We start from the raw sequence: 14,208 nt of genomic DNA, 5'->3' as shown, positions 1-14,208 counted from the left end.
TAAACGATTCGTGAACTTCACCATGGCAATCGACACCCTTCAATGATCAGGTGTTGCGATCACCGCATGATTCAGCGCCCTCAAAACGCGCACAAATGCGAGCTACTTGGGTCAGGCGGGGATGCCGTAACGGTGTTCCGGGCGGCCCGTGCTTCCGTACCGCAGTTGAATGTCGACGGCGCCATCGTCCGCGAGCGAGGACAGGTACCTTTGCGCCGTGGCCCGGGAGACGCCAACCCTTTCGGCCACCTCGGCAGCTGAATACTGTTCGCCGGGAAGCAAGGATTCCAGCACTGCGGCTTCCGTAGCTGAACGGGGCTTCGCTGACGGTGTGACATCGCCCGGAATCAGAGACCGTTTGGCGCGCTCAATGGTGATCTGGTCAACCGCTGTTTGCTGACCGAGGATACGGCGATACCGTGCGTAGGATCTGAGCTGTTGAGACAAGGACTCGGCGGTGAAGGGCTTCAACATGTAGCCCAAGGCACCGCGCCGCAAGGCAACCTTGATGGATTGGGCATCAGAGGCAGCCGTCAGCATCACCGCATCCACATCCAGCTGACCCAACAGGTCCAAGCCGGAGCCATCCGGCAGATACACGTCCAACAGCACCAGATCGGGACGCAGGCTGTGGATGGCCTGCAGTGCTTGGGAAACGGATCCCGCCGGCGCCAAGGCCATGAAACCGGCTACGGAATCCACATAAGCTGCGTGGAGTCTTGCCACGTGGAAGTCATCGTCCACAATCAGCACCCGCAAATCCTCAGCCATTGCTGTCCTTCCTCAACGTTGAGTCGGTCTTTACTCCGGTGGGCTCCGCGGAGTCCATGACGCCAGGGATGGTGGCCATGAACACGGCGCCCGGACCACCCTTGGTGCCGGGCTCCAGGACGCGGACGTCTCCGCCACGCCGCCGCGCAAGCTGCCGCACCAGGGCCAACCCCAAACCTTGTCCAGCCCCCGAGCGTACCGGTTGTTCCGACGTCGTAAATCCTTCAGCGAAAACCTCTTCCGGTTCCAGGCTCCCCAAACCGTCGCCTGAATCGCCCACCACAATGTGGAGGGTCCCGCCGGTTGTGGTGGCGTCGTCCAGCAGCTCAACCTCCACCCAGCGTTCCCTTGAAGAGCCTGCGACGGCGGCACTCACCGCATTGTCGATCAGGTTGCCGAGCACTGTGGTGACGTCCTGGGGATCGGCGACGTGGCCCCTGACCAAGGTTTCGGGGCCAATCCGGAGGGTCACTCCGCGCTCCGAGGATTCCACGCCCTTCGCGCCAACGAAAGCCTGAAGGTACGTGTCCTGGAGCAGCTCGGCTTGTTCCACCGGGAACTTCAGGGGCCCTGTGGCTGAGATTCTGGCCAAGTACTCCTTGGCGGCGTCGTGCTGGCCGATGCTCATGAACCCGGCAATGGTGTGTAGTTGGTTGGCGAATTCGTGGCGTTGGGCGCGGAGGGCCGTGGACATGGTGCCTACGGCGTCGAGCTGACGGGTGAGTTGCTGCAATTCCGTACGGTCCCGCAGCATGACCACCCAACCGAGGTCCTCTTGCCGGTGCCAGGCTTTGCGCGCGCTGGCCACCACCACGCGTCCGCCAACCACGATTTCCACGGCTTCGGCGTCGCGGGCTGCCGGTTGCGTGAGCTGCTTGAGCTGTTGGGGAACCGCTGCGGATGCCCAGTCCTGACCAGTCGCGTCCGGCATGTCCAGAAGCCGTGCGGCGGCGGCGTTGAACACCGAAATACGTCCGTCCGCGGCGATGCCAATCACGCCATCATCCACACCCTGGAGCACCGCCACCTGGTCATGGACCAAGGTGCTGATTTCCTCGGGTTCCAAACCGAGAGTGAGCCGCTGCAGCCTGCGCCGGAGCAGGAAGGACGCAAGGATACCGGCAAGCAGGGCACCGCCGGCAGTGAGGGCGATCGGCACGATGTCGCGGGCCAAGCTGTTGCTGAGCGATTCCACTGAATAGCCAACGCTGACCTCGCCCACAATGGTCTCGGAGCTCCCGGGCGCATACACCGGCACTTTCGCCCCGGCCGATGGTCCCAGTGTTCCCGTGTTGCGGGTGGTGATTTCTTCGCCGCCAAGTGCCACGGAGGGGTCCGTGCTGACTCGTTCCCCGAGCCGGGCGACTTCCGGATGTGCCAGCCTCAGGCCAGTTTCATCCGTGATGACCACGAACAATGCTCCGGTGCGGATCCGGACGGATTCGGCCGCAGCCTGCAGGGGACCGGACGCGAGGACATTCGGGGGAGGCGTACCTTCTTCTTTGCTGATGGCTTGGACGCCGGACCTGATATCGGGATCCGCGGCGACTGTCCTGGCGAGGGTGAGCGCCTGGTTCTCGGCTTCGGTGCCGATCCGTTCGTACACCAGCCAGGCATGGACAGTCCCGCTCAACAGGACAACCAGCAGGACCACCCCCAACTGGAGGAGAAGGGTTTGGGTGGAGAAACGCATGCTGATACGACTGTTGCGCGGCACCTTCGCTCCTTTCCTCCTGAACCATTGAATCACTGAGCACAATGCGCAAAACGTTCGCAACGAGCAGTATTCCCAACAATTCCCGGAAACCCCGGCCAGTGACGGGCACCACCATATTGTCTGTAGTGCGCATCACACCGACGTGGCGCCATTCACAGTAGTAAGGAGCCGGCCGTGCTGGTTTTGCTTGGATTCGCAATGGTTGCGGTATTCATGGTCCTGATCATGACCAAAAAACTGACGCCAGTCCTGGCGCTGATCATCGTCCCCACCGTTTTCGGCCTTTTCGCCGGGGCGGGCCTCGGCATCGGCGACATGGTCATGGACTCGATGAAGTCCATGACGTCCACGGCCGCGCTCCTCATGTTCGCCATCATCTACTTCGGACTGATGATCGACGTCGGACTCTTCGACCCCCTGGTGAAGTTCATCCTGCGCAAGCTCGGTAACGACCCCGCCAAGGTTGTCCTCGGCACTGCCGTCCTGGCGGCGGCCGTCTCCTTGGACGGCGACGGCTCCACCACCTTCATCCTGACTACTGCAGCAATGCTCCCGGTGTACCTGCGGCTCAAGATGAGCCCCGTGGTCCTCACCTGCGTTGCCGGCCTCGCCAACGGCACCATGAACATCCTGCCGTGGGGTGGCCCCACCGCCCGCGCAGCAACCGCGCTCAAGCTCGACGTCAACGACGTCTTCGTGCCCATGGTCCCCTCACTCATCGTTGGCCTCATCGTCGTTCTGGTCTTCGCCTGGCTGCTCGGCCTGCAGGAACGCAACCGCCTCCGCACCACCGCTCCCGAGATCTGGGGCGACGTCGCCGATCCTTCTGACGCGTTCGACGGCGGCACTGGCCGCGGCGGTTCCGTCGCCGCCGGTTCGGGCTCAGGTTCAGGCTTCGGTGCAGGCCGCTTCGGCTTTGGCCGCAACGGCTCAACGTCAACTTCGGGCAAGCCGGGCACCACTGCAGTCAAACCGGGCACCGGCGAAGGTTCCGGCGTCGCGGTTCTCGAAGACCCAGCCACGCTGGTGGACGATCACGACACCGCGATGGCTGACACCGCGCTGGACCCCAACCGCACCACTCTGCGGCCCAAGCTGTTCTGGTTCAACCTGGGCCTGACCGTCGCCGTCATGGTGGTCCTGGTGGCAAACATCGTTCCGCTGCCGTTCGTGTTCATGGTGGGCTCCGCGATTGCCCTGCTGGTCAACTTCCCCAAGGTCAAGGACCAGGGCGCCCAGCTGATTGCCCACGCACCGTCCATCGTGGCCGTGGTCAGCATGGTCATGGCCGCCGCAGTCCTCACAGGCGTCCTCAACGGCACGGGCATGGTCAAGGCGATGTCCGAGTGGCTGGTCCAGATCATTCCCGCGGAGATGGGTCCGTTCATGGCAGTCATCACCGGCCTGTTGAGCATCCCCATGACGTTCTTCATGAGCAACGACGCCTTCTACTTCGGGGTCCTGCCGGTCCTTTCCGAAACCGCCGCGCACTATGGCGTGGACGCAGTGGACATGGCCCGTGCTTCCATCACCGGGCAGCCGTTCCACCTGCAGAGCCCGCTGGTCCCTGCGATCCTCCTGCTGGTCTCCCTCGCCAAAGTGGACTTGGGCGATCACCACAAGAAGGTTCTTTGGCGCACGGCAGTCATCTCGGTAGTCATGCTGGCCGTGGGAGTCCTGACCGGAGCAATCGGCATCGGCTAAGCAGCCAACGCCTCATCTCAAACCGAGCATCTCGGTGTCGAGTTCGCGGGTTCGCTACCAATTCGCCGTTCAGCAACGGCGTATTGTGCAGCGGACCCGCGATTTGGCGTAGAGGCCTGGCTGGGACCGTGTGAGCAGGATCGGGATGAAGTAGCCACCTAGGTGGTCTTCTTCCTGGCGGCCGGGTCCAAGGTGCACTCGCCAACCACTTTGATGAGACTCCCATTGCGTGTGGGTGAGAACTGGACCAGCATGCCCCTGGGCGTTCGTGCGTTGATCTGCATTCCGGTTGCGGGGTTCACGTCATCGAAGATGTTTCCTATCGTGTAGCCCTTTGATTTCCAGTGGGCTTTCATGTGGTCCACCGCTGCCTGTGGATCATCAACAGGTCCGCCTTCGATCTGTGTCTGGTAGGCACGGCCGTCGTCCCGGGTGCGAACTGAGCACGGGGGAGGGAAATAGCCGGATGTGTCCTGGCGGTCCCAGTTGGGCCAGTTAGCCCCTGAGTGCTGGACCGTGTCCTCCATAGCATCCATGAATTCCGTGAACACCTCCTCGGCGCTCCGCTCTCCAGGACCCGGCTCGTCGGGTTGTCCGCTATTCGTTGAGTTCATGCCACACCCCGTCATCATCAAACATCCCGCTGTGAGTAGCGAGATCAAAAACTGCTGCAAGCCGTGCGGATGTCTGCTGCCTGGTGCGCGGGATTGGGGCGAGGCGGCCACCTAGGTGGTCTTCTTTCGAGCCACCGGATCCAAGGTGCACTCGCCCATCACCTTGATCAGGCTCCCGTTGGGTGTGGGTGAGAACTGCACCAGCAGGCCTCTGGGCGTTCGTGCGTTTATCTGGACCCCCGTGGCTGGATTGCCGTTGTCGTAGATGTTTCCGATGGTGTAGCCCTTCTTTTCCAAGTGGGCTTTCATCCGGACCATCGCAGCCTGCGGATCATCAATCGGGCCGCCCTCAATTTGGCGCTGATACAACCGGCCGTCGGCCCGCGAGTGTACCCCGCAGGGTTCAGACACGTAATCTGCTGTGTCGTTACGATCCCACCCTGGCCACGACGTGCCTGAGTGCTGGACGGTGTCCTCCATGGCATCCAGGAATTCCGTAAACACCTCCTCGGCGCTACGCTCTCCAGGTCCAGGCTCACCCTGTCGCTCACCATTTGTTGAGTTCATGCCGCACCCCGTCATCATCAAACACCCCAGCATTATCGATACCAACAACACCTTGCGATTGGGTTTTGTCTTGGTCATTTGCGCAGTTCCTCTCGGAGTTCTTCCGAGGTGAGATCACGATCGATCAAGGGCCCTTTGGGGAAGTCCATACCTCCGAATCCGGGCTTCTCCTCGCGGCGGAGGGGGATCAGTTCCTGGATCAGATCACCGCGCCCAGTGGAGGTCAGGGCAATGTTCCTCGCTGACTCGGTGTCCGGGTCCAGGTAGCCGTGGCCGCCGGTGGCGGCCAACACCGAATCCGCACTACCCTCGGCAGCCCAACCTTTGGCGTCGTGCCCGGTAGTCCGCGTGTAGACCTTGCCGGTCTCGGGGTCGTAGCCGCCTTCGGAGGAGAAATTCTTGCCCCTGAACCAGTCATCAGACGGGTTCCACCGGCCCTCCCGTCCCCGCAACCCGCTACCGACGATCCCCAACGGTGCCACCCGGTCATGACCTGCCGCGGTCACATACACCTCCGGCTGCCCAGCAGGGTCCTTGGCCACGTGAAGGTCCGCCGCCGAGCCGATATCCCGCCAGGCGATACCCGCGGAACCGAAAAACGTCGCCGTGGCAACCTCGTGCTTGATGGCCTTGAGCGCGTAGGAAGCCGTGGTGGTCCCGAAGGAGTGGGCCAGCACATTCAACTGCGGCCCACCGCCGTCATCCCCTGCATTGGCCCGGGTTTCGGTGAAGCCGTCCAACGCTTCGGCCAACTTAGCCCCGCCGGCCTTGGCCAACTCCGTTGACAGCACCTCAGTACTGGGCGGCGCGTCCGGGCTGTCATACCCAACCCACGACACAACCGCGTTCGACTCGGTATCACCGTTGGCACGGTCAGCGAACACTTGTCCGTCGTATAGATCCTGCGCCGATTTCGTCCATGATTCGAGCCCGTCGGCCACGGTGGTTTTCATGCCCGGGACGTTCCAGGTCACGTTGGTTGCCGTGTCCAGGTCCCCGATCGCAACAGCGACGAGTGGCTTGCCGTTCTCCTCCGGAGTGAAGGACACCATACTGCGTGGCGCCGCGGGATCTTCATCGTTTCCTTTGCGGGGCTCCAGCGCGTCATAGATCACCTCCAACGCAGCCCTGTCCGCGTCACTGGTCCGGGGGTCCTTGAATACTGAATCCAGGTTCACCCGGTTTGCTTTCGCCCGGGCCTTGTACGGGACACCGTTCAGGTTGCCGATCACCCCAGGTGCGGCGACCAGCAACGCCGCCTGCTGCTCCGCGGACAACCCCGCCCACCAGTCCCTTACCTGCCCCACCAGTGGAGGCGAAGTAAACCCCGACCGCAGGAAATCAGACTCGGCCATCCCGTAATCAAGCAACTGCCCTGGTGTCAACGTCTTCCACAACTCCAGCATCTCCACCGACCTGGCAGCACCGACTACTTCAGCGGTTTCCAAGTCCTTCAAACGCGAACGGGTCCGCTCCACCGTGGCGTCGGTGACCATCCCGCCGTCGTAATACACCGGCACCGACCCATCAATCGGGCGCACACCATCAATCAGCCTGGCGCAGTCGTGCTCGGCCTGCTCATGCGCGGCCGCCAGTGAAGAAACCCGCTGCCTTAACTCTCCGAGCTCCAGCGCCACCGACGCGCCAGAGCTGCCTCCCAAGGCTTGCCGATCCGGAACTCCATCAAAAACCGCAGCTTCCCCCAGATGCAACTGCGTACGCTGCCGGAAGTCCTTGATGTCCTCCAACAGCACACCCCGACGCCGCTTCAAATCCCGCACCGTATCGGCATAGCCCATCAACGCCCGGTACACGACAGCCAAACCGGTCCGAAGCCCCTCACTCACCCGGGTCGGGGTCCCGAAAACAGCCAACAGCTCAGCCGCCTCGGCAGCCCGGTAAGCATCACCCAGGCCCGACCACTCCGACGCCGCAGCCTGCACCACATTCACAATGCCTTGAGCCTGTTCCAGCAAGGGAACCGCTGCTTCCTCCAGCGCCCCAGGATCCGGCCACCCATCCAACACCCAGACATCAATCTCATGCACGGCCAGCCCCCTAACTCACCGGCAACGAACGGAACCGGTCCACCCGCAAACCCAACGCCGACCCGCCCACCACGCTTCCAGCCCGCGCCGAGGACGTGGCCGCCATCTGCTCATCACCGGCAACATACGCTGCAATAGCTGCCTGCGCCCCACTAAAAATGTTCGCGATCCGCTGCGCCAAACCCTGTAAGCCAGGCATCAACACCGTCTCCCCGCAGAGCTGGAGGGCCACATAAACCGGACCCTCACGGAGGGCCCCGCTGACCTCATCACAGATATGCCGCAACCTTGCCTGAGCTGGCCCGAGGCCGCCAGTACGCTGCTTCGCCGCAGCCACAACGGCAAGCGACCTGCCAGTATCAATGTCGTACACCAAAACAACTGCCTCCAAAATGTCGCCCCAAACCCTGTAAATCGATCGAAATGACTAATTCGGGCATGAATATATATCTAGGAGTGGGCTATCAGTTCTAAACGTGACGAAGAATCCAAAAATTGGGCTGCCGGATTCCCGTCTGACCGGCACACCCAACCCAAGTAGACTGGTTCGGAAAACCATTTGAACTTTGCAGGGGAGATCCATGGCTGCGATCAACCGTGACGACGTCGCGCATCTTGCGCGTCTGGCTCACATTGAAATGAGTGCCGAAGAACTGGACAGGATGGCCGTTGAGCTTGCTGTCATTGTGGATTCGGTGAAGAGCGTGAGCGAAGCTGCGGGGGAGGACGTCCCGGCGACGTCACACCCCATTCCGTTGACCAACGTCTTCCGTGAGGACGTCGTGGGCCATACGTTTACGGCTGAGCAGGCGTTGTCCGGCGCTCCGGATGCCTTCGAGAACCGTTTCAAGGTCCCGGCAATCCTGGATGAGGGCTAATCACATGACTGAACTGAAGAACGAACTCATCCGCCACTCTGCTGCCGACCTCGCTGCGAAGCTGGCTGCCCGCGAGGTTACCGCCGTCGAAGTGACGCAGGCGCATCTTGACCGCATTGCCGACGTCGACGGCCAGGTTAATGCGTTCCTGCACGTTAATAGCGAAGAGGCTTTGGCTGTTGCGGCCGAGGTTGATGCTGCCCGCGCCGCTGGCGGTTCCGCCGCCGAAGAGCTGCACGCCCTTGCTGGTGTCCCGATCGCCGTGAAGGACCTCATCGTTACCATCGGCCAGCCCACGACGGCTGGTTCTAAGATCCTCGAGGGCTGGCACAGCCCGTACGACGCCACCGTCGTGAAGAAGCTGCGCGCCGCCAAGATGCCGATCCTGGGCAAGACCAACCTGGACGAGTTCGCCATGGGTTCCTCCACGGAGCACTCGGCCTACGGCCCCACCCGCAACCCGTGGGACCTCGACCGGATTCCCGGTGGTTCCGGCGGTGGCTCCGCTGCCGCCGTCGCCGCTTTTGAAGCGCCGCTGGCGCTCGGTACGGACACCGGCGGTTCCATCCGCCAGCCGGGCGCTGTGACCGGAACCGTTGGCGTGAAGCCGACATACGGCGCAGTTTCGCGTTACGGTGCCATTGCCATGGCATCCTCGCTGGACCAGATCGGCCCGGTGTCCCGTACTGTGCTGGACTCGGCGCTCCTCCAGGAAGTCATCGGTGGCCATGACCCCTTTGACTCCACGTCCCTGACAGACCCGTTCAACAACCTTGTTGCCGCTGCCCGCGTGGGCAACGTTGCGGGCATGAAGATCGGCATCGTCAAGGAACTTCACGGCGAGGGCTACCAGGCCGGCGTCGAGAACCGTTTCAACGAGTCCCTGCAGCTGCTGAAGGATGCCGGTGCTGAAATCGTTGAGGTTTCTTGCCCCAACCTGAAGTACGCCCTGGGCGCTTACTACCTGATCATGCCGTCCGAGGTGTCCAGCAACCTGGCCAAGTTCGACGGCGTTCGCTTCGGCATGCGCGTCCTGCCCAAGGACGGTCCCATGACCATTGAGCGCGTTATGGGTGCTACCCGTGCCGCCGGCTTCGGTGACGAAGTGAAGCGACGCATCATCCTCGGTACCTACGCGCTGAGCGCCGGCTACTACGACGCCTACTACGGCTCGGCGCAGAAGGTCCGTACGCTGATCCAGCGCGACTTCGACGCCGCATTCGCCAAGGCTGATGTCCTGATCTCCCCGACGGCGCCCACCACCGCGTTCAAACTGGGGGAGAAGCTGGACGATCCGCTGGCAATGTACCTGAACGACGTCGCCACCATCCCGGCGAACCTTGCCGGTATCCCGGGTCTGTCCCTTCCGGGTGGCCTGGCTGACGAAGACGGGCTGCCCGTTGGTATCCAACTGCTGGCTCCTGCCCGCCAGGACGCCCGCCTCTACCGCGTAGGTGCGGTCCTCGAGTCCATCCTTGAAGAGAAGTGGGGCGGCCCGATGCTTGCGCAGGCACCTGTCCTCGGTTCTGCCACCACCACCGCCGGAGGTTCCAACTAATGTCCGTCGATGCAACTCTGAGCTTCGAAGAGGCCATGGAGAAGTACGATCCCGTTTTGGGGTTTGAGGTCCACGTGGAGCTCAACACCAAGACCAAGATGTTCTCCTCGGCTCCCAACGTCTTCGGTGATGAGCCGAACACCAACGTCAACGAGGTTGACCTGGGCATGCCTGGCGTCCTGCCGGTGGTGAACAAGACCGCTGTGGAGTCTTCCATCAAGATAGGCCTTGCTCTGAACTGCAAGATCGCCGAGACGTGCCGCTTCGCCCGGAAGAACTACTTCTACCCGGACACTCCCAAGAACTTCCAGACGTCCCAGTATGACGAGCCGATCGCCTACGACGGTTACCTCGACATTGAACTTGAGGACGGCACGGTGTTCCGCGTGGAGATCGAGCGCGCCCACATGGAAGAGGACGCCGGCAAACTGACCCACATGGGTGGCGCAGCAGGCCGTATCCAGGGCGCCGACTATTCGCTGGTGGACTACAACCGTTCCGGTGTGCCGTTGGTCGAGATCGTCACCAAGCCAATTGAGGGTGCCGGCAGCCGCGCGCCTGAGTTGGCCAAGGCCTACGTCGCCGCCGTGCGCGAGATCGTGAAGAATCTCGGTGTTTCCGATGCCAAGATGGAGCGCGGCAACGTCCGTTGTGACGCCAACGTTTCCTTGCGCCCGCACGGCCGCGAGCGGTTCGGTATCCGTTCGGAAACCAAGAACGTGAACTCGCTGCGCGCCGTAGAACATGCCGTCCGTTACGAAATCCAGCGGCACGCCGCCGTCCTGGATTCCGGCGAACCGGTCATCCAGGAGACGCGCCACTGGCACGAGGACACGCGTTCGACGACGTCGGGCCGGCCCAAGTCCGACGCTGATGACTACCGCTACTTCCCGGAGCCGGACCTGGTTCCCGTCGTCGCCTCCCGTGAATGGGTGGAAGAACTCCGGGCCACCCTTCCCGAGCCCCCGGCCGAGCGCCGCAAGCGCCTCAAGGAAGCCTGGGGATACTCGGATCTGGAATTCCGCGACGTGGTGAATGCCGGTGTCATGGACTCCATCGAGGAAACCATCGCAGCTGGTGCGTCTGCCGACGTTGCCCGTAAGTGGTGGATGGGCGAGATCGTTGGCCGCGCCAAGGTTGCCGACGTCGACCCCTCCGAGCTCGGTGTCACGCCGCAGGTCATCGTGGAGCTGAACAAGCTGGTCGAAGACGGCAAGATCAATAACAAGATGGCAACCCAGGTCCTGGACGGCGTGCTCGCTGGCGAAGGTACCCCGGCTGACATCGTTGAGAAGCGCGGCCTCGCAGTTGTATCCGACGACGGTCCCCTTCTGGAAGCCATCGACGCCGCACTGGCAGCACAGCCGGACGTCGCGGAGAAGATCCGTGGCGGCAAGGTCCAAGCCATTGGCGCGATTGTTGGCGGTGTCATGAAGGCCACCCGCGGTCAAGCAGATGCCGGACGCGTCCGCGAACTCATTCTGGAGAAGCTCGGCGTCCAGGGCTAAAAGCCAGTTTTCTTTCCCATCAAAGTAGGTCGCAGTTATTGCTGCGGCCTACTTTGCTTTGGGCGCACAATGGATGCATGGCCACTCTCAAACCAAGCTTTCGTCGGGGCCTTCTGGCCGGTGCGATTGCCGTCGCACTGTCCGGTGGCGGTGCCGCCGCTGTGTGGGCGGGCACCCAACCCAGCCCTTCGCCGTCGAGCCCTTCTGCCTCGCCCAGCCCGTCCGGGTCAGGAGCAGCCAAGTCCACGGAGGGCCGTGGGAAGGCGATCCACGGCGAGCACGTGGTCAAGCAACTGGACGGGAGCTACCGTACTGTTCTCACGCAGACCGGAACCATCGACTCGGTGAGCGGCTCCGAGGTGACCGTCAAGAGCGAAGACGGCTTCACCCAGCGCTACGCCATTACTGCAGAGACTCGCATCGCGAAAGTCCCAGCCAACCTGTCGGAGCTTCGGAACGGCAAAGGCAGGCCGTCATTGCCGTCAGCGACCGCTGCTGATCTCAAGGCCGGGGACACAGTGCGGGTGAGCGGCACCAAGAACGGCGAAACGGTGACGGCGACGAAGGTGGTGTCCGGCGAACTGCCGGCCGGTACCAAGGGCCACGGGCATAAGCGCGGGCACGGCCCCCAGTAGTACCGCCGCCCTCATTGGTACCAAGGCCCGGGCAGCATTTAGAGGGCCACTGTATTTAGAGGGCCACTGTCCTGAAGCCCAGGTTTCCGCTGGCTGAGTCCGGCGTGTTGGAGCTGCGGGCTGCCAGCCGGTATCGGTTGCAGTAGGAGTCGTGGCAAAGGTACGAGCCGCCCCGCATGACCCGACCCCGTCCGATGCTGGGGCCTTGTGGGTCTTCCACGGTTCCTTGGGCCAGGCACGTTTTGTAGTACTTGGGCAGGAACCAGTCGCTGCACCACTCCCAGACGTTCCCGCTGGTTTGGTAAAGCCCGTAGCCGTTGGGACGGAAGGACATTGCAGGCGCAGTGGTGAGGTAGCCGTCGTCCACCGAGTTGCGGGACGGGAAATCGCCCTGCCAAATGTTGCAGTTGTGAGCGTCGGCGCCTGATTGGTCGTTGTGGAGGTTGTTGCCCCACGGGTAACGCTGCCCGCCTAATCCGCCCCGCGCGGCGTACTCCCACTCGGCTTCCGTGGGCAAGCGGCGGCCGGCCCATTCACAGTACGCCAGAGCATCGTTGTGGGACACATGCGTGACAGGGTGATCGGGGATGTCCGACCAGCTTGAGAGTGGCCCGGCCGGGTGCGCCCAATCCGCTCCACGGACGTTCAGCCACCACGGGACGTTGCTGACCCGGTTGAGGATCTGGTTCTTTTCCGCCTTGACCGCCAGATGGAACACCGCTGACGTTCCGTAAATTTCCGACTCGGTGCGGTGCCCGGTGGCTTCGACGAACGCAGCGAACTCTTCATTGGTCACAGTGGTGGCGCTGATGCGGAAAGGTGAGACGAGGACTTCGTGCACAGGTGACTCGCCGTCGTCCTCGTAGCCCTCGTTGAAGGGATCTCCCATGGAGAACGTTCCGCCGGGAATCCGGACGTCGGTTGTCTCCCTTGAGGGCGTCGCACTTTCAGCTGCGCGAACCTCAGATGATGAAACATCTGCTGCTGGACCAGCTGCTGCTGAAGCATCCGCTGGAGGCTCGACGGCGGTGCTCGTCGTCTGTTGATCGCCGGCTGTCCGCAGGGAGAGGGGCCGCCCCAACTCGGAATGCACCCGCGCGTCGGCGCCTGGGCTACAGCAATCTGCCATGTCAACCTTCTGTCTGATGTCCGCCTGCTAAGTACTTTAGCGTTGTCCGACGGCCTGTCACACGCGCGCCGGTTGTGTTCGGGGGCCGCTCCCGTTTCCGCTTCGCGCGCCACTTGTGGGTGGGCGTCGCACCTGTTTCCGCCTCGCGCGCCGGTTCCTACGGGTGCGATCGGCGGGAAAGGGTGCGTGGGCTCAAGCAACCGAGCCTGGGACGCCCGTTTGAGCCGCAAAACGAGCCTCGCGCCACTTGTTCTCAGAGGGCGCACCTGTTTCCCCTTGGCGCGCCACTTGTGCGTGGGCGTCGCGCCCGTTGACGCCTCGCGCGCCGGTTCGTACGGGTGCGATCGGCGGGAAAGGGTGCGTGGCTCAAGCAACCGAGCCTAGGCACCCGTTTGAGCCGCAAACGCGCCTCGCGCCACTTGTGGGTGGGCGTCGCTCCCGTTTCCGCCTCGCGCGCCACTTGTACTCAGGTGTCGCACCTGTTTCCGCTTCGCGCGCCGGTTCCTACGGGTGCGATCGGCGGGAAAGGGTGCGTGGGCTCAAGCAACCGAGCCTAGGCACCCGTTTGAGCCGCAAACGCGCCTCGCGCCACTTGTGCGTGGGCGTCGCACCTATTTCCGCCTTGCGCGCCGGTCCCTACGGGTACGATCGGCGGGAAAGGGCGCGTGGGCTCTGGCAACCAGGCCTGGGACGCCCGTTTGAGCCGCAAAACGAGCCTCGCGCCACTTGTGCTCGGGCGTCGCTCCCGTTTCCGCCTCGCGCGCCACTTGTGCGTGGGCGTCGCACCTGTTTCCGCTTGGCGCGCCACCTGTGGCAGGCGCCGCTCCCGTTTCCGCCTCACGCGCCACGTGTGCTCAGGGGTCGCGCCCGTTGCCGCCTTGCGCGCCGGTTCCTACGGGTGCGATCGGCGGGAAAGGGTGCGTGGGCTCAAGCAACCGAGCCTAGGACGCCCGTTTGAGCCGCAAACGCGCCTCGCGCCACTTGTGTTCGGGGGCCGCTCCCGTTTCCGCCTCGCGCACCACTTGTGCGTGGGCGTCGCACCTATTTCCGCCTTGCGCGCCGGTTCCTACGGGTGCGAT

The 14,208-nt window shown here is 63.1% G+C and carries 12 protein-coding genes; 5 read left to right on the top strand and 7 right to left on the bottom strand.

Features of this window, described 5'->3' with window-relative positions; genetic code table 11:
- Positions 1 to 111: 111 nt before the first annotated feature.
- Positions 112 to 771 (bottom strand): response regulator, encoded by a 660-nt coding sequence (locus tag CQ020_RS23695; protein WP_105694288.1) that lies wholly within the window; start codon positions 769 to 771, stop codon positions 112 to 114.
- Positions 764 to 2,464, bottom strand: a complete 1,701-nt coding sequence (locus tag CQ020_RS23690; RefSeq protein ID WP_105694287.1) for an ATP-binding protein — start codon at positions 2,462 to 2,464, stop codon at positions 764 to 766. Before CQ020_RS23690 ends, CQ020_RS23695 begins: the two co-directional genes overlap by 8 nt.
- Before the next feature lie 198 nt (positions 2,465 to 2,662).
- On the opposite strand from CQ020_RS23690, the gene CQ020_RS23685 reads away from it, so the two are divergent.
- Positions 2,663 to 4,192: a CitMHS family transporter gene (locus tag CQ020_RS23685; protein ID WP_105694286.1), complete on the top strand. Its 1,530-nt coding sequence runs from the start codon at positions 2,663 to 2,665 to the stop codon at positions 4,190 to 4,192.
- A gap of 158 nt (positions 4,193 to 4,350) precedes the next feature.
- Here the strand turns inward: CQ020_RS23685 and CQ020_RS23680 are convergent, their stop codons facing one another.
- The 4 genes from CQ020_RS23680 to CQ020_RS23665 all read right to left on the bottom strand — a co-directional run bounded on the left by CQ020_RS23680 (position 4,351) and on the right by CQ020_RS23665 (position 7,812).
- A complete protein-coding gene (locus CQ020_RS23680) occupies positions 4,351 to 4,806 on the bottom strand; it encodes a hypothetical protein (RefSeq protein ID WP_146116698.1) in 456 nt (151 codons plus the stop codon).
- A 111-nt stretch (positions 4,807 to 4,917) separates the two neighbouring features.
- Positions 4,918 to 5,451, bottom strand: coding sequence for a hypothetical protein (locus CQ020_RS23675; RefSeq protein ID WP_105694284.1), 534 nt, complete (start codon positions 5,449 to 5,451; stop codon positions 4,918 to 4,920).
- Positions 5,448 to 7,421, bottom strand: coding sequence for an alpha/beta hydrolase (locus CQ020_RS23670; RefSeq protein ID WP_105694283.1), 1,974 nt, complete (start codon positions 7,419 to 7,421; stop codon positions 5,448 to 5,450). The genes CQ020_RS23675 and CQ020_RS23670 overlap by 4 nt, the downstream gene beginning before the upstream one ends.
- A 10-nt stretch (positions 7,422 to 7,431) precedes the next feature.
- The gene (locus tag CQ020_RS23665; protein ID WP_146116697.1) at positions 7,432 to 7,812 is read right to left on the bottom strand and encodes a DUF6507 family protein; all 381 of its coding nucleotides are present in this window, start codon (positions 7,810 to 7,812) and stop codon (positions 7,432 to 7,434) included.
- Between the two features lie 190 nt (positions 7,813 to 8,002).
- Here CQ020_RS23665 and gatC point away from each other — a divergent pair, with 190 nt between their 5' ends.
- The 4 genes from gatC (at position 8,003) to CQ020_RS23645 (ending at position 12,000) form a co-directional block, all read left to right on the top strand.
- Positions 8,003 to 8,299: an Asp-tRNA(Asn)/Glu-tRNA(Gln) amidotransferase subunit GatC gene (gatC, locus tag CQ020_RS23660; protein WP_024820226.1), complete on the top strand. Its 297-nt coding sequence runs from the start codon at positions 8,003 to 8,005 to the stop codon at positions 8,297 to 8,299.
- Between the two features lie 4 nt (positions 8,300 to 8,303).
- Positions 8,304 to 9,857: an Asp-tRNA(Asn)/Glu-tRNA(Gln) amidotransferase subunit GatA gene (gene gatA, locus CQ020_RS23655; RefSeq protein WP_105694281.1), complete on the top strand. Its 1,554-nt coding sequence runs from the start codon at positions 8,304 to 8,306 to the stop codon at positions 9,855 to 9,857.
- Positions 9,857 to 11,365 carry an Asp-tRNA(Asn)/Glu-tRNA(Gln) amidotransferase subunit GatB gene (gene gatB / locus CQ020_RS23650; RefSeq protein ID WP_024820228.1) on the top strand — a complete coding sequence of 503 codons (1,509 nt, stop codon included), beginning with the start codon at positions 9,857 to 9,859 and terminating at the stop codon, positions 11,363 to 11,365. Before gatA ends, gatB begins: the two co-directional genes overlap by 1 nt.
- A 77-nt stretch (positions 11,366 to 11,442) precedes the next feature.
- Positions 11,443 to 12,000: a DUF5666 domain-containing protein gene (locus CQ020_RS23645; protein ID WP_105694280.1), complete on the top strand. Its 558-nt coding sequence runs from the start codon at positions 11,443 to 11,445 to the stop codon at positions 11,998 to 12,000.
- A 55-nt stretch (positions 12,001 to 12,055) separates the two neighbouring features.
- Here CQ020_RS23645 and CQ020_RS23640 read toward each other — a convergent pair whose 3' ends face one another.
- Positions 12,056 to 13,129: a formylglycine-generating enzyme family protein gene (locus CQ020_RS23640; RefSeq protein ID WP_105694279.1), complete on the bottom strand. Its 1,074-nt coding sequence runs from the start codon at positions 13,127 to 13,129 to the stop codon at positions 12,056 to 12,058.
- Between the last annotated feature and the right edge of the window lie 1,079 nt (positions 13,130 to 14,208).

The organism is Arthrobacter sp. MYb23, assembly GCF_002979775.1.
In the GTDB taxonomy this organism is placed as follows: domain Bacteria; phylum Actinomycetota; class Actinomycetes; order Actinomycetales; family Micrococcaceae; genus Arthrobacter.
Note: the sequence above shows the minus strand (reverse complement) of the source record. Positions and strands in the feature narration are given on the sequence as shown.